Below are 15,050 nucleotides of genomic sequence, written 5' to 3'. Positions count from 1 at the left end.
GAAAGAAAAGAGGCAATCACATGACTGAACGTTTAAAAGTAATGACAATTTTCGGGACACGTCCAGAAGCAATTAAAATGGCACCTCTTGTATTAGAGTTGCAAAAACACCCAGAAAAAATTGAATCGATTGTGACTGTAACAGCACAACATCGCCAAATGTTAGATCAAGTATTAAGTATCTTTGGAATTACGCCAGATTTCGATTTAAATATTATGAAAGACCGCCAAACTTTAATTGATGTTACAACACGTGGTTTAGAAGGTTTGGATAAAGTAATGAAAGAAGCGAAGCCGGATATTGTACTTGTACATGGTGATACAACAACAACATTTATTGCAAGTTTAGCTGCTTTTTATAATCAAATTCCAGTAGGTCATGTTGAGGCGGGCCTTCGTACGTGGGATAAGTATTCTCCATACCCAGAAGAGATGAATCGTCAATTAACAGGTGTAATGGCGGATCTTCATTTCTCACCGACAGCAAAATCAGCAACGAACTTACAGAAGGAAAATAAAGATGAGTCACGTATTTTCATCACAGGAAATACAGCGATTGACGCGCTACAAACGACTGTAAAAGAAACATATAGTCATCCTGTACTAGAGAAACTTGGAAATGATCGTCTTGTACTTATGACAGCTCACCGCCGTGAAAACTTAGGTGAACCGATGCGTAATATGTTCCGTGCAATTAAGCGTCTTGTTGACAAACATGAAGATGTACAAGTTGTGTACCCTGTTCATATGAACCCTGTTGTTCGTGAAATAGCAAATGAAATTTTAGGTGAACATAACCGTATTCATTTAATTGAGCCGCTAGATGTAATTGATTTCCACAATGTTGCAGCTCGTTCATACTTAATGTTAACGGATTCTGGTGGTGTACAAGAAGAAGCTCCATCACTTGGTGTACCAGTTCTTGTTCTTCGTGATACAACAGAGCGCCCTGAAGGTATTGAAGCAGGTACGCTGAAATTAGCAGGAACAGACGAAGAGACAATCTTTGGTCTTGCTGATGAGCTGTTATCAGATAAAGAAGCTCATGATAAGATGGCGAAAGCATCTAACCCTTACGGTGATGGTCGTGCATCAGAGCGTATTGTAGAAGCAATTTTACAGCACTTTAATAAGTAAATAAAAAAGGCCCAATCGCATAGATTGGGCCTTTTTGTTACGGCTGATTGCGCATAATCCACTCTGCATGAGCATTTGTAGAAGGTGGCGGATCAGTTGGTGTTTTATTTTGGTTTGTTGCTTTTTTTGTTTGTTCGTTAGAATTAGAATTTGAATCAGGACTTGAGTTGTTTTTTGTAGTTGGTTTTTTTGCTTTTTCTCCTAATTCTTTTTCAATTTCGTTACGCACCGTTTCTACACTGATTGGATCTGGAAGGAAGTAATAAATACCGCCTATCTTTTTGTCTTCGCCTTCAAGCTTTAACGTTTGCATTGTAGAAGGATCAAATCCAGAAAGTTTATTGTAAAGAGCAAGTCCGTCTGAAATAGGAATGTCGGTTTTTATATATTTTCCAACGACAGCTGTTAAATCTTTAATTTTAAATACAGTAGAGGTGGAGTTTAGCTTTTGGGCAACAGCGGCCAGTAATTGTCTTTGTCTAGCAGCTCGACCATAATCGCCATTTGGATCTTGCTTTCGCATACGGACATAAGCAAGTGCTTCTTCACCGTTTAAGTTTTGCTGTCCTTGCTTAAACTGAATTTTTTTGTAGTAATCCACGTCAGAGCGCTCCCAGAAATCGAAGGGTACGTCAACGGTAACACCGCCAACAGCATCAACGATACCTTTAAAGCCTTGGAAATCAATTTTAATATAATGGTCTACAGGAACTTTTAGAAAACCTTCTACAGTTTTGATTGCCATTTCCTCTCCACCGTAAGCATGGGCGGCATTAATTTTGTCTTCTTTTCCCTTTCCGACAATCGGAACGCGGCTATCACGAGGAATGCTCATAAGCGAAATCTTTTTAGTTTTCGGATTGACTGTTGCAAACATTAATGAGTCTGTACGACCATTTTGACCATCTGTCGCATAATCTTCTATACCCATAATGAGAATTGTAAAAGGTTCCTTTGTAATTTCTACATCTTCGTTTCTTAAATCCGATTTTTCACGAGTAAAACCACTATACATCCCCATAAGAGAAGAGTAAGAATTTAACACATAAACTCCTATGCTGCCAAATAAAAATGCGAAAATAAGGAAGAAGAAAAGTTTCCTTCTTCGCTTCTTTTTTATTCTGCTATTTTGGAGATGATAATAACGTTCTTCCATATATAATCTCCTTAGTTCGTTAGTTCATTTGTAGGGAAGTAATTCACTACATTAATCTTTGAAGGTGATAAATGGGTTATTCTTAGATAACATCTTGTTCTAAGTACAACATATCTCCTTCTGTAATTGTACATTTCCCGTTTGTTAATTCAATCATCCAATCTGTAAATGCTTGTTTGCCGTCTTCTTCTACATACGTATCAAATGTGACATTTTCTAGATAATGAATATCTTTAATGACATATTTTGAATTGCGTAATTCATTTTCCACTTTGCCAAGTAATGTGTAATCAATCTCGGTTTGCATCACACGCATTAGTTTTCGCTGAACAACACCGACATGATTAATGCCTTCGCTTGTACACTTTCCATATGCACGAATTAATCCACCTGCGCCAAGTTTAATGCCACCAAAATAGCGTGTTACGACGACGACGGTATCTTTTAGTCCGCGTTTTTTTAGTACCTCTAACATTGGTACGCCAGCTGTACCGCTAGGCTCACCGTCATCATTTGCCTTTTGAATATGATCTTGTTCGCCAATTAAATAAGCGGAACAATTATGTGTTGCATTCCAATGTTGTTTTTTTATTTTTTGTATAAATTCTTGAGCCTCTTCCTCAGTTGTTGCTCGGCTAATATAACAAATAAATCTTGATTTTTGAATGACGATTTCGTGTTCGCCGTAGTCTTTGATTGTAAAATATTGTAATAGCACTTGTGTACGCCCCTATCTATCAAAATGACTAGTACTTTCCATTTTAAAAGCGAGCCTTTTTATATTCAAACATTTTTTCTAAATATGCTGAAGTTTTTGGTGAGTATTTAATCTTTTTGTTGTAATTTGTCGAGATGGTAGGTATAATTTCAACCGGCATTTTCATGTATGGATGCACCATTTGTAGTTTTCGTGTAAAATTAGGAAATAAAACTTTTTATAAGGCAGGTACGAAAATGAAAATAGCTATTGTTACTGATAGTACGGCATATATACCGAAGCAAATTCGTGATGAACTCAATATATATATGATTCCATTAAACGTTGTGTTTGGAACAGAATCTTATCAAGAAGAAGCTGAAATTTCAGCAGATGATTTTTATGTGAAAGTATGTGAACAAGAGGAACTTCCAAAAACTTCTCAACCAGCAATCGGAAAGTTTGTTGAGCTATATGAAGAACTAGCTAAAGATTATGATGCAGTTATTAGTATTCACCTATCAAGTGGAATTAGTGGTACATATCAAACATCAACAACAGCTGGACAGATGGTAGAAGGTATTGATGTATACACGTATGACTCTGAAATTAGTTGTGAAGTACAAGGATTTTATGTGCGTGAAGGTGCAAAGTTAGCAAGTGAAGGAAAGAATCCAAAAGAGATTATCGCTCGTTTTGATGAAATGAAGAAAACGATGGACGCCTATTTTGTAGTTGATGATTTACATCATTTACAACGTGGTGGTCGATTAAATAGCGCGCAAGCTTTCATCGGCAGTCTGTTACAAGTGAAGCCAGTTTTATATTTTAGAGATAAAATCATTATTCCGTTTGAAAAGATTCGTACACGTAAAAAAGCATTAAAACGTATCATTGAAATTTTTGATGAGCAAGCAAGTAAAGGTGTACCTATGGAAGCAGTTATCATTCATGCGCAACGTGAAGAGGAAGCGCATGAATGGAAGAAAGAATTAGAAGCAAAATATCCTCACGTCACAATTCGTACAGGTTATTTTGGAGCTGTAATTGGTACGCACTTAGGTGAAGGTGCATTAGGTCTTGGATGGTATACGAAGTAATAAAGATATAAAAAGCTCTCTTTTTAAGAGGGTTTTTTTACGGGTATGTTACGTTTAGTTGACAAGTTAATATTTGGAAATGGTAAAATGTACGTAAAATAAAATAATGAGGAAAGTTTTATAACTTACTTTTTACAAGAAACTATATTATAATGGAAGAGAGGTGAAACATATGGAGCATAATTCTTGTTTATGTCCAAAGTTTGAGTCAGCTTTTACTCTGCTTAGTAAGAAGTGGACTGGCTTAATTATTAAATCTTTGCTTGAAGAGTCGAAACGTTTTAGAGAAATCGCAGATATTATCCCAAATATGAGCGATCGTATGTTGTCAGAGCGTTTGAAGGAATTGGAAAGCGAGGGCATTGTAGTTCGTAATGTCTATCCAGAAGTACCAGTTCGAATCGAGTATGGCTTAACTGACAAGGGAAAAGCGTTAGAAAGTGTTATGGATGAGGTCCAAAATTGGGCTGAGAAATGGATGAAGTAGCATTTCATCTGTATTCGTATATTTAATAAAACGTAAGGAATTCCTTACGTTTTTTCTTTGTTTATAGAAGTGAGAAAAGTATATAAATTTCTACACATACATACAAAAATATACGCATTTTGCGCTAGAGCTACATATAATATTACATTTGTTTTACAAAAACGTAACATTAGCAAAAAAAATCCCGAATTATGGTATAAATTTTATAGGTTATATACGGAAAAAGAAAAAAGAAAGCGGTGTAAAAAATAAAATGAAAAAGCTAAAAATGGCATCTTGTGCATTAGTTGCAGGATTAATGTTTTCTGGGCTAACACCAAATGTATTTGCAGAAGATAAAATTTCTGACGTGAAATCACAAATTAACACACAAAATGACACTTTACATAAACAACAACAAGAACGTGATGAATTACAAAAGCAAATGAATGACTTAAACAAAACAATTCAAGGTTTAGATAAATCTGTTCAAGAGAATGCTGCAAAGCTTGATGAAACAATGAAAAAAGTTGCTGATACTGAGCAATTAATTGAAAAGAAAAATAAAGATATTGCAGAATTACAAACAAAGATTGCAAAACGTGAAGAGCTATTAAGAAAGCGTTTAGTTGCACTTCAAGAACAACCAAATACGAACGTTGTAACAGAAGTTCTTGTAAACTCTAAAAACGTTGCAGATTTAGTTGATCGTTTAACTTCTGTTTCTAAAATTCTTGAGTCTGATGAAGATATCATGAAAACACAACAAGAAGATCAAGCTAGTGTGAAAAAAGATGTTGCAACGGTAAAAGAGAAACAAAAAGAATTAAAAGAAGCACAAGCTCAAATTGAAACTGCTAAGAAAGAACTTGACGCTGAAAAAGAGAAAAAAGCAACAGCGGTAAACGATTTAAGCGGTAAAATGGATACAGTTGTAACTTCAATGACAAGTACGGAAGGTCAATTGAAAGAGCTTGAGAAACAAGCGTTACAATTACAACGCATTGCAGAAGAAGAAGCACAAGCAAAAGCTGCACAAGAAGCTGCTGCTCAAAAACAAGCAGAGCAAGCTGCTAAAGCTGCGCAAGCTCAACCAGCACAAGCACCTGCAGAGCAAGCTGCACCAGCAAACAATGGTGGACAAGCTCAAAAAGAAGAGCCTAAAAAAGAAGCACCTAAAAAGGAAGAGCCTAAGAAAGAAGCACCTAAACAAGAAGAGAAAAAACCAGCTCCAAATGTGGGTGGCGTAATTGGTAAAGCGCAAAGCTACTTAGGTTTACCATATGTTTGGGGAAGTGCATCTCCATCAAACGGTGGTTTTGACTGTAGTGGATTCATTTCTTACATCTTTGGTGTAGGTCGTCAAGACGTTAGGGGTTACTGGAACTCAGTTTCTAAAGTAGATAGCCCACAACCAGGAGACTTAGTATTCTTCCAAGGTACTTATAAAGCAGGTCCATCTCACATCGGTATTTACGTTGGTAATGGCCAAATGATCCATGCTAGTGATAAAGGAATTGCGTACGGTGATATTAACAGTTCGTATAACCAAAAACATTTCTTAGGATACGGTCGATTCTAGGATTTATAAAAGAATAAAAAACGTGTATAAAGTCGATAGCTTACTATTTTATAAGTAGGTTATCGGCTTTTTTGAGTTTTTACGAGATGATGAGAAAGGTTTATAGTAGTGCTGGAGGTGATTGTTGATGCTAGCGGGGAAACAGTTGCTATTAGAAGAACTTTCTTCAGATTTACAGAGGGAATTAAACGATTTGAAAAAGAAGGGAGAGATCGTATGTGTACAAGGTGTAAAAAAGAAGAATTCTAAATATATGTGCCAACGCTGCGGAAATGTAGATCGGCGGCTATTTGCGTCGTTTTTATGTAAAAGGTGCAGTAAAGTGTGCGCATATTGCCGGAAGTGTATAACGATGGGGAGAGTAAGTGAATGTGCTGTACTTGTTCGCGGGATTGCTGAAAGAAAGAGAGAAAAGAATTCAAATTTGTTACAGTGGAACGGGACGTTGTCTACTGGCCAGAATTTGGCGGCGCAAGGAGTTATAGAGGCTATTAAGCAAAAAGAATCATTTTTTATTTGGGCTGTATGCGGGGCTGGGAAAACAGAGATGTTGTTTTACGGAATTAACGAAGCGCTTCAAAAAGGAGAAAGAGTTTGTATCGCAACGCCGAGAACGGATGTTGTTCTGGAATTAGCACCGAGATTGCAAGAAGTATTTCCATATATAAAGGTAGCGGCTTTATATGGAGGGAGTGTGGATAAAGAAAAAGATGAAGTACTAGTCGTTGCGACTACGCATCAATTATTACGTTATTATAGGGCGTTTCATGTCATGGTTGTAGATGAGATAGATGCGTTTCCATATTGTGCAGATCAAATGTTACAGTACGCGGTAAAACAAGCGATGAAAGAAAAAGCGGCGCGTATTTATTTAACTGCGACTCCAGATGAAACGTGGAAGCGAAAACTTAAACAAGGTAAACAAAAAGGTGTTATTGTTTCTGGACGATATCATCGTCATCCTTTGCCAGTTCCTTTATTTTGTTGGTGCGGGAATTGGAAAAAAAACCTCATTCATAAAAGAATTCCTCGAGTTTTACTACAGTGGTTACAAACATACTTAAATAAAAAATTCCCTATTTTTTTATTCGTCCCCCATGTGCGATATATAGAAGAAATAAGCTTGTTGTTAAAACCATTAAACAATCGAATTGAAGGTGTACATGCAGAAGATCCAGGGAGAAAAGAAAAAGTAGCGGCTTTCAAAAAGGGAGAAATCCCATTATTAGTTACAACGACAATTTTAGAGCGAGGCGTAACGGTGAAAAATTTGCAAGTCGCAGTTTTGGGGGCGGAAGAAGAAATATTTTCAGAAAGTGCGCTCGTACAAATTGCGGGCCGAGCAGGGCGGAGCTTTGAAGCACCGTATGGAGAGGTCATTTATTTTCACTATGGCAAGACAGAGGCGATGGTGCGCGCGAAAAAACATATTCAAGGTATGAATAAAAATGCGAAAGAACAAGGATTGATCGATTAATGCATTGTTTACTTTGTGATGAGTGTTTTGTAGAAAAGATTAGTTGGTACACTTTTTTTGTAAAGTGTCATAGAAAATATATATGTGATAGATGTGAGCAGAAACTTTCCTATATTATAGGAGAAATTTGCATGGAGTGCGGGCGACCTTTAGAATTTGTTCCTGCCTCATTTCAAGAAGACGGTATTTGTATAGATTGTATAAGGTGGACGAAAGAGGAGAAGTATCGTTCTTTTAAAAACCGTTCGTTATATATGTATGATGATGAGATGAAAGAAATAGTAGCGCAGTTTAAGTTTCGGGGGGATGCAGAGTTAGTGCACATTTTTTATCGTCCTTTTCGAAATTTATTTCAAAAGCATTTTGCCAATGTTTCAACTGTTATCGCTGTTCCGCTTAGTAAGGAAAGGGAAATTGAACGTGGTTTTAATCAAGCTGAGTTATTAGCAACTTGTTTGCCTGTCAAAATTTCTTATCCATCATTAAGAAGAAGGGAAACAGAAAAGCAAAGTAAGAAGACACGTAAAGAAAGGGTGTCAGGAAGCAATCCTTTTTATTTTCAGGGAGAAGAGATGTTTTCTGGGCAACATATTTTACTCGTTGATGACGTGTATACGACAGGGATTACAGTTAGGCAAATCGGAAGTTTGTTATATGAAAGAGGGGCAAGAGAAGTATCTAGTTTGACACTTTGTAGAAGTTAATATGGCAGTGTCGAAAGGGATAATAAAAAGGCGATAAGTCTTCTTTGACTTCATATGTTGTCATTCGTTATAGTCAAAATATGGGGCGAATGCCCTGATTTTTAGAGTGAAGGGAATGGAATGAACATGCAAGGAAGAGTGAAATGGTTCAATGCAGAAAAGGGATTTGGGTTTATTGAGCGTGAAGATGGTGACGATGTATTTGTCCATTTTTCTGCTATTCAACAAGATGGATATAAGTCATTAGAAGAAGGGCAACAAGTAGAGTTTGACATTGTAGATGGAGCACGTGGACCACAAGCAGCTAATGTTGTGAAACTGTAGGGTATATTGTTTTTGGAAGAGAAAGCTGCGTTTGTGGCAACGTTATATATATGTAGTAGAACCTCTTGTTTTTCGCAAGGGGTTTTTGTTATAGTGTAAGTTGTCAAAAAGTTGTTTCTTTTCTGTAACGAATTGTCCACAGAAATATTCGTTATTCACGATGTTAATAGGATAAAATAAAGATAGAAACGATGCATCTTTTCATTTCAACAAAAAACGATAAAAAAATCGCAATTCCACTAATTTTTTTAAAAAAGTTAGAAGGAGTTTTTAAGCCAATGTCGAAATTATAATACATAGGCTTGAAAGGAGGAATTCATCTATGAAATTCAACATTCGTGGTGAAAATATTGAAGTAACTCCAGCATTAAAGGAATATGTAGAGAAAAAACTAAGTAAGTTAGAGCGTTATTTTGATACATTCCCAGAGATTAAAGTTAATTTAAAAGTATACTCTGACAAGCAACGTGTCGAGGTAACAATACCATTTACTGATTTATTACTTCGTGCAGAAGAAACTAATAGCGATATGTACGCTGCTATCGATTTAGTAGTTGATAAAATTGAGCGACAAATTCGTAAACATAAAACAAAAGTAAATCGTAAGTTACGTGAGAAAGGTTCTATGAAAACGAACTTTATCCTTCCAGAAGCAGTAGCTGTTTTGGATGAGGTAGAAGAAGATGAATTAGAACTTGTACGTACAAAACGATTCGATTTAAAACCGATGGACGTTGAAGAGGCAATCCTACAAATGGATATGCTAGGACATAATTTCTTCGTCTTCACAAATGCTGATACAAACGAAACTAATGTTGTATATGGCCGTAAAGATGGGAAATACGGTTTAATCGAAACTAAATAATAATTCGAAAGCGCAGCCGAAATGGCTGCGCTTTTTTTGTATTTTTCGCAGCAAGGTTAAAAAAGTTTTATAAGTAGCCGATTTCATTAAGAAGTGATTTTTAGGCGGTATTTCCTCAAAACAGCAGGAGAAAATTCGAAACTTAGAGAGGTGAGTTACTCTTTATTATTTGGAACAGGCATAGGAATGTAGCTACCTTTACAAGTAATTCTTTGCTAGGGATATAGTATTGTTTTTAAAAATTTAACGAAATGTTCGCAAGTGTAAAAGTAATATTAAATATTCTGAAATCCATTGAAGGTGTGTTGAGGTGTTGTTACCATAATATTGTATTATATTGATTTTGTTCCTTCAGTCGAAAAATACAATCAATATAATGCTACAAATTATCGGAGGTGCTTTTAGTGGGCATTAAGAAAAAAAGTCGTTTTATGTTTGGATCTGTTTTATCGTTAGGTATTTTAGCTAGTACTTTCGCTTTAACCGAACCGGCTAAGGCTAGTACAAGGGATGACCATGTGAATTTTACCTTTAGACTTTGGAGTCCATATGATTATACTAATGCACGTCCTAAAGAGACGCCTACCTCTATGTATATGCGTGTGAAGAGCAGTGAGAAGGGCGGAGGTTCTTTCAATGTTTGGACAGAAGCAGATAAAAATAAAAATGCAGAAGATAGAAAATGGGTAAATGTTTCAGGTAAGCATGAAGGAACAGTGATACCAGGTAGAACATATCTTTTTCAAAATTATGCATATGAAAACCATCGGAAAAATGTGCCTGTGAGATTTGGTGGTTATTCTAGAGAAAATAATGCTTATCCTACTGCTTGGAGTCCTGATAGTGTAAGACCTAGTGGACCTTACATTGAATATTGATTTAGAAATTATAAATTGAAATTATTTATTTTATAGTGCTAGAAAAAGTGGTATAGTTTCAAATCCGGATTATACGACTTTTCCTGCTATTTCATTTTTAAAATAGGAGGAGCTGTAATGAGGTTTATTTCAAAATATATTTTAGTTTGTTTTTTTATATTGAGTATTAGTTTCTTAGTTTCTTGTCAAAAGAAAGTAGATGAACCTATTGTACATATTGAAGATACTTTAACGGAAAAAGATAATTTGAAAAGTATTGAATTAAAAGGGATTAACAAAAATACTATTTTTGAACAAGTGTTTTTGGAAAGTGAAAATGGTGATGATTTCTTTCAAGGACAAATAGAAAAAAATGATAGTTTAATAGAGGATAAGCTTTCAAATAAAAAATTGAAATTAGGAGTTATACCAGAAAATTATTATGTTTTTTTGACGGGTGTTACGAATAAGAAAAAACCAACGTATCTCTTGGGACGGATTGAACAAACTGATGGAGAAGTAATTCAGTGGAAACAAGAAGTTAAGAGTGTAAAAAGAAAAGGCGCAAATGATGTTTATCAGTATGAAGTTGAGTTTCCTAAATTTGAAGGAGAGAGAGCAAATGTTTCTTTTCGTTACATTTGGTTAAATAAAGAAAAGAAATGTTATGGTGTTGCGGATCAATTGTTCATATTAAAAAAGATTTAAATTTAATGGTTTATGGAGGAGCTATAGATGAGTTACTTTTTAGGAAGGATTTTAAAAGGTAGGATGTTTTGGTTGTCTTTATTTATTATGTTAGTAATTGTTATTGCTCAATATATTGCTATGTTTGTGACAACTAAAGGATTTAACGATGCTGGGATTATAAAGGTATCCCCATATTTATCTAATATTTTAATAGATTATCGTTTTATAGTGAGTTTTATTTACTTATATTTCCTATGCTTTCCGCAATGGCTGTAGCAGGGATTTATAGAATTGATAAAAATTATGGATTTATTTATCCTGTTATTTCTAAGATGGGAACATGTTATTATTTTAAGCTGCTTTATTTTATTAATTTTATTGTATCTTTTTTTATTATAAGTGTCCCTTTACTATTTAATTTTTATTTATATGTGATGACTTATCCAACAGTTGCTCCGCATCCAATATTAAATTATATGGCTTCTACTGTTTCGCCAACAGCTCAATTTCATATAGTTTATTATAAGTACCCTACTTTATATTTTCTAATGTATGTATTTTTAAATGGCTTATACGGTGCGGCTTTTTCGAGTTTAGCTTTATCAGTTTCGTTTTTTATAAAACGAGTTTATTTTATTTATTTAGTTCCATTTATTTTACATATTTTTTGGCTTGGTATTGGAAAAGGGATTCTCAATCCTAAAGATTATTTAATTAAAGATTTTGGCTTTTTTGAATTACAAATTTTTCTTAGTGTACTGTTATGTATTTGGTTTTGTTCTGTAGTTCTTTATTTACGGGGGAGTAGGAAGCATGTTCTTTTATAATGTTATGAAAGAAACTATAAGGATGAAATATGTTTGGTTAAGTATTCTTTTTGTACTTAATGTTAGTATCATTGGTTGCTTGTTCAATTATTTTGAACCCGGAATTGTAAAAGAGAAAATGAACGAATTGGAAGCTTTGTATAAGGTTATGTCGTTGTATAATTTGTCGACTATATTTATTCCTTTAACAATTGTTTTTTCTGTATATTCTATGTCGAACTTTTTTAGTATTTATGTTGTTTACAGAGTGAATAATGCATTGAAATTAGTTTCTATATATTATTTAAAATTATTCGTTTTTGTTTACTTTTTTGCTGGGAGTATGATTTTACAGTTGTTTTTGATGTCAACTATGATGGCTGTAACTAGTGTTGATGTAAATTATCCATTATTATTTTGCATTCAATTATTTGCGAGTGTTTTTATATGTATGATAAGTGCTTTATTGCAATTATTTTTACCTAGTTTACTTGTAATAATATGTATGATTACTGCTGTTTTATTAGATAGATTTATATTACATGGATTTTTATTTACAAATGCTTTTTATATAAATGTCTTTGAAGATGCTACTGGTTTATTTATACGCTTATTTGGCTGTTTTTTTATCTTTTTTATAAGTGTATGGATTTTATCTAAAAAAAGTTATATTTCTATGAATGATGAGACAGAGGTGGTCTAGTTTACATTATGATCTTATATTATTTGTTAAAAAGAGATTTATATGTAAGGTTTCGAGATTCCATCAAGATAATGGTTTTTTTATTCTTAATTTACGCTATTATTGCAATTGCCTTTTTATACAATCAGCCTCTTAGTAATGGTAAAGAATCTGTATTAGTAGATGCTACCTTTTATCGATTTTTTCATGGAGTAGATTTTGTGGATTTATTTTATTTTTATAAGGAGGGGCGATTTTCTATCCCTTTTTATTGGATCTTCTTTCAAATCACTCCTTTGTTGCTTGTAGGGAATTTTGCTTTTTCAGATATTCAACAGAATGGTGTTTATTTATTTCCTCGTGTTAAGAAGAAGCATTTTCTGTGGTTAACGAAAATATTATCTTTGTTTTTTTATATAATTATTATTTGGATTGGTATGTATTTTATTTGGTTTAGCGCTTACTATTTGCTTTCTTTAGGCGAGTATAATTTTTTAAATTTATATAGTCAATTTCCTTATAAGATATTAGGTACTATGCTAATTCAAATAATTATAAGCTTTTTATTAGCTTTGATTTTTGAGTTTTTAACTTTTTATATACCGATAACTATTGTTTTTGTACTAATGTTGTTGTACCTATTTTTGTCTATTTTCTTTCATAGTATTTATTTTTTAGGCTCTTTTGTTATGCCAAATCGTTGGTATTTTGTTGATCACAGTTCAATTCAATTGACTTTAGGTAATAATCAATCTATTCAATATAATGATTTACTTTTAATAGGAGTAGTAATTGTTGTTGTAATGATTTTATTAGGTAGTTTTTGTTTTAAAAAACTAGATGTGATAGGTGAATAATTTATGGACAATTATATTAAATGTGAATGTATGACGAAAAGATTAAAAGGAAATATTGTGTTAGATAATATTAGTTTGTCAGTAAAAAAAGGCGAATTTTTAGTTTTGAAGGGGCATAATGGCTCTGGTAAAACGATGATTTTACGCGCTATATCAGGGTTAATGCGCTTGAATTCTGGAGTTGTTTATATAGATAATGAAATAATTGGAAAACAAAAGCAATTTCCTGATTCTATGGGAATATTGATTGAATATCCAAGTTTTATTCCAGGGTATACTGGTTTTCAGAATTTGAAATTTTTATCATCGATTAACAATAAAATCTCCGATGAGGAGATTTATAATATTATTCAAAGGGTTGGACTTGATAAAACAGATAAGAGAAAGTATAAAAGATACTCTTTAGGTATGAAACAACGTTTAGGGATAGCGCAAGCTTTAATGGAACAACCCAAATTACTGTTATTAGACGAGCCAACTAATGCTTTAGATAGTGATGGGATAAAAGATGTTTTAGATATTTTGAAAGTAGAAAAAGCCAAGGGAACGACTATTGTTGTAGCCAGTCATGATGTGCATGTTCTAGATAATGAAATGGTAGATCGTATTGTACATGTTAATAATGGAAAGTTGGTAGATTAAGAGTGACGAGAAAACATATCTTAATAAGTATTGGATTGTGTCTGTTGCTATGTATATTTGCTAGTTTATTAAGATTTAAAACATTAAATCTTAATAATGAATCTTATAAAGTGGTAAAAGATGAGTTTTTATCTAATAGAACTTTTGAAGATGGGCAAGGAGTTACGTTTCATGCACTCAATCCTCTTGATCCTACAAAAGTTTATGATCCCTATGAAGACCGTGAAGTAGTGACGTATGTTTTACCTTTAGATATTACAAATACAACAAATCGAGATATTAACTTGCTTAGTAATAAGTCTATTTCCGATACAATGTTTTATTCTAAAATAGGTGAGTTTTATAATTTAATCCCTTATTCAATGGAATTACCTAAAAAATATCAGTTTGATCCTGTAATACCTGCTGGTAAAACAGTACGAGGGTATATAGGGACAAATTATTTTATAGGAGATGACCCTTATAAAAATTATAAAAACTTTTCAAATGAATCAACTAAAGTGAAATTCATTTCTTGTATAAAGGATAAGAAAGGGAAATATCATGAATTAGAAATACCGATAAATTAATAAAATTTATGATTGATACAGCTATATTTTAATGGTGTTTGTAGATCTTGCAACATAACAATATCTTTTAAAGTCGGAGTTTTTTTGTAGGTGTAAGTATCTATGGATGCTGCACCTGCAAAGTTTCCGGCTTTTTGTAATTGTCGATTTAGATTTTATTAAGGAATTTCTGGTAGTCATATTCTTTAAAAGGAAACTTGAAAGAATATGACTTAGATTTAATACGAAATTTGTAACGTGAAATTGAAATAGCGAGACAGAGAAAAGGAACGTAACAAATGAAATAAAAACTTTTTCTGAATATAAGGCCCGACATCTTGCCGATTGTTGTCATAGTTATGAGACAAGTGTTACAATTATCATTAGGTATATACATTTTAGTTTTTTTAATTAGGAGAAAAATTGGCATAACATACATTTGATTTTTATAACGACTGATT

General features: G+C 33.5%; 16 protein-coding genes and 2 pseudogenes. 15 read left to right on the top strand and 3 right to left on the bottom strand.

Features of this window, described 5'->3' with window-relative positions; all coding sequences use genetic code 11:
- The first annotated feature begins 20 nt into the window (after nucleotides 1-20).
- The gene (wecB, locus tag N2V80_RS25800; RefSeq protein WP_000140145.1) at nucleotides 21-1,136 is read left to right on the top strand and encodes a non-hydrolyzing UDP-N-acetylglucosamine 2-epimerase; all 1,116 of its coding nucleotides are present in this window, start codon (nucleotides 21-23) and stop codon (nucleotides 1,134-1,136) included.
- 37 nt (nucleotides 1,137-1,173) lie between these two features.
- Here the strand turns inward: wecB and N2V80_RS25795 are convergent, their stop codons facing one another.
- Complete coding sequence (locus N2V80_RS25795; RefSeq protein ID WP_000392785.1) at nucleotides 1,174-2,292, bottom strand: LCP family protein; 1,119 nt, start codon at nucleotides 2,290-2,292, stop codon at nucleotides 1,174-1,176.
- Nucleotides 2,293-2,374: 82 nt separating this feature from the next.
- Nucleotides 2,375-3,010, bottom strand: a complete 636-nt coding sequence (locus N2V80_RS25790) for a YigZ family protein (protein ID WP_000926666.1) — start codon at nucleotides 3,008-3,010, stop codon at nucleotides 2,375-2,377.
- Nucleotides 3,011-3,246: 236 nt separating this feature from the next.
- Between N2V80_RS25790 and N2V80_RS25785 the strand changes: the two genes are divergently transcribed.
- From N2V80_RS25785 to N2V80_RS25720, 14 genes and pseudogenes are all read left to right on the top strand, one after another.
- On the top strand, nucleotides 3,247-4,089 hold the full coding sequence (locus tag N2V80_RS25785) for a DegV family protein (RefSeq protein WP_061655247.1): 843 nt from the start codon (nucleotides 3,247-3,249) through the stop codon (nucleotides 4,087-4,089).
- A 172-nt stretch (nucleotides 4,090-4,261) separates the two neighbouring features.
- Entirely contained in the window at nucleotides 4,262-4,576 is a 315-nt protein-coding gene (locus N2V80_RS25780; protein ID WP_000400857.1) for a winged helix-turn-helix transcriptional regulator, read from the top strand.
- A 148-nt stretch (nucleotides 4,577-4,724) separates the two neighbouring features.
- Nucleotides 4,725-6,137: a C40 family peptidase gene (locus tag N2V80_RS25775; protein ID WP_061655224.1), complete on the top strand. Its 1,413-nt coding sequence runs from the start codon at nucleotides 4,725-4,727 to the stop codon at nucleotides 6,135-6,137.
- A gap of 127 nt (nucleotides 6,138-6,264) precedes the next feature.
- Nucleotides 6,265-7,614, top strand: coding sequence for an ATP-dependent helicase ComFA (comFA, locus tag N2V80_RS25770; protein WP_061655225.1), 1,350 nt, complete (start codon nucleotides 6,265-6,267; stop codon nucleotides 7,612-7,614).
- A complete protein-coding gene (locus N2V80_RS25765; protein ID WP_080450914.1) occupies nucleotides 7,614-8,318 on the top strand; it encodes a ComF family protein in 705 nt (234 codons plus the stop codon). The genes comFA and N2V80_RS25765 overlap by 1 nt, the downstream gene beginning before the upstream one ends.
- Nucleotides 8,319-8,444: 126 nt before the next feature.
- On the top strand, nucleotides 8,445-8,642 hold the full coding sequence (gene cspC, locus N2V80_RS25760; RefSeq protein WP_001990088.1) for a cold shock protein CspC: 198 nt from the start codon (nucleotides 8,445-8,447) through the stop codon (nucleotides 8,640-8,642).
- A 322-nt stretch (nucleotides 8,643-8,964) separates the two neighbouring features.
- Complete coding sequence (gene hpf, locus N2V80_RS25755) at nucleotides 8,965-9,507, top strand: ribosome hibernation-promoting factor, HPF/YfiA family (protein WP_000671186.1); 543 nt, start codon at nucleotides 8,965-8,967, stop codon at nucleotides 9,505-9,507.
- A gap of 404 nt (nucleotides 9,508-9,911) precedes the next feature.
- Complete coding sequence (locus N2V80_RS25750) at nucleotides 9,912-10,385, top strand: hypothetical protein (RefSeq protein ID WP_061655227.1); 474 nt, start codon at nucleotides 9,912-9,914, stop codon at nucleotides 10,383-10,385.
- A gap of 117 nt (nucleotides 10,386-10,502) precedes the next feature.
- Nucleotides 10,503-11,072, top strand: coding sequence for a hypothetical protein (locus tag N2V80_RS25745; protein WP_001211057.1), 570 nt, complete (start codon nucleotides 10,503-10,505; stop codon nucleotides 11,070-11,072).
- 27 nt (nucleotides 11,073-11,099) lie between these two features.
- Nucleotides 11,100-11,881 (top strand): annotated as a pseudogene (locus tag N2V80_RS25740) (hypothetical protein).
- Entirely contained in the window at nucleotides 11,868-12,563 is a 696-nt protein-coding gene (locus N2V80_RS25735) for a hypothetical protein (RefSeq protein WP_000466510.1), read from the top strand. Before N2V80_RS25740 ends, N2V80_RS25735 begins: the two are co-directional and overlap by 14 nt.
- Before the next feature lie 71 nt (nucleotides 12,564-12,634).
- Nucleotides 12,635-13,399 (top strand): hypothetical protein, encoded by a 765-nt coding sequence (locus tag N2V80_RS25730; protein ID WP_061655249.1) that lies wholly within the window; start codon nucleotides 12,635-12,637, stop codon nucleotides 13,397-13,399.
- Nucleotides 13,400-13,402: 3 nt separating this feature from the next.
- Nucleotides 13,403-14,041, top strand: coding sequence for an ATP-binding cassette domain-containing protein (locus tag N2V80_RS25725; protein WP_000371027.1), 639 nt, complete (start codon nucleotides 13,403-13,405; stop codon nucleotides 14,039-14,041).
- 41 nt (nucleotides 14,042-14,082) lie between these two features.
- The gene (locus N2V80_RS25720; RefSeq protein ID WP_033668381.1) at nucleotides 14,083-14,610 is read left to right on the top strand and encodes a hypothetical protein; all 528 of its coding nucleotides are present in this window, start codon (nucleotides 14,083-14,085) and stop codon (nucleotides 14,608-14,610) included.
- Here N2V80_RS25720 and N2V80_RS30585 read toward each other — a convergent pair.
- Nucleotides 14,607-14,756: pseudogene (locus N2V80_RS30585) on the bottom strand (tyrosine-type recombinase/integrase); the annotation flags it as partial. The gene N2V80_RS25720 and the pseudogene N2V80_RS30585 sit on opposite strands and share 4 nt — an antisense overlap.
- Nucleotides 14,757-15,050 lie beyond the last annotated feature (294 nt).

The sequence above is a fragment of the Bacillus sp. FSL W8-0640 genome (assembly GCF_038007725.1).
Taxonomy (GTDB): domain Bacteria; phylum Bacillota; class Bacilli; order Bacillales; family Bacillaceae_G; genus Bacillus_A; species Bacillus_A cereus.
Note: the sequence above shows the minus strand (reverse complement) of the source record. Positions and strands in the feature narration are given on the sequence as shown.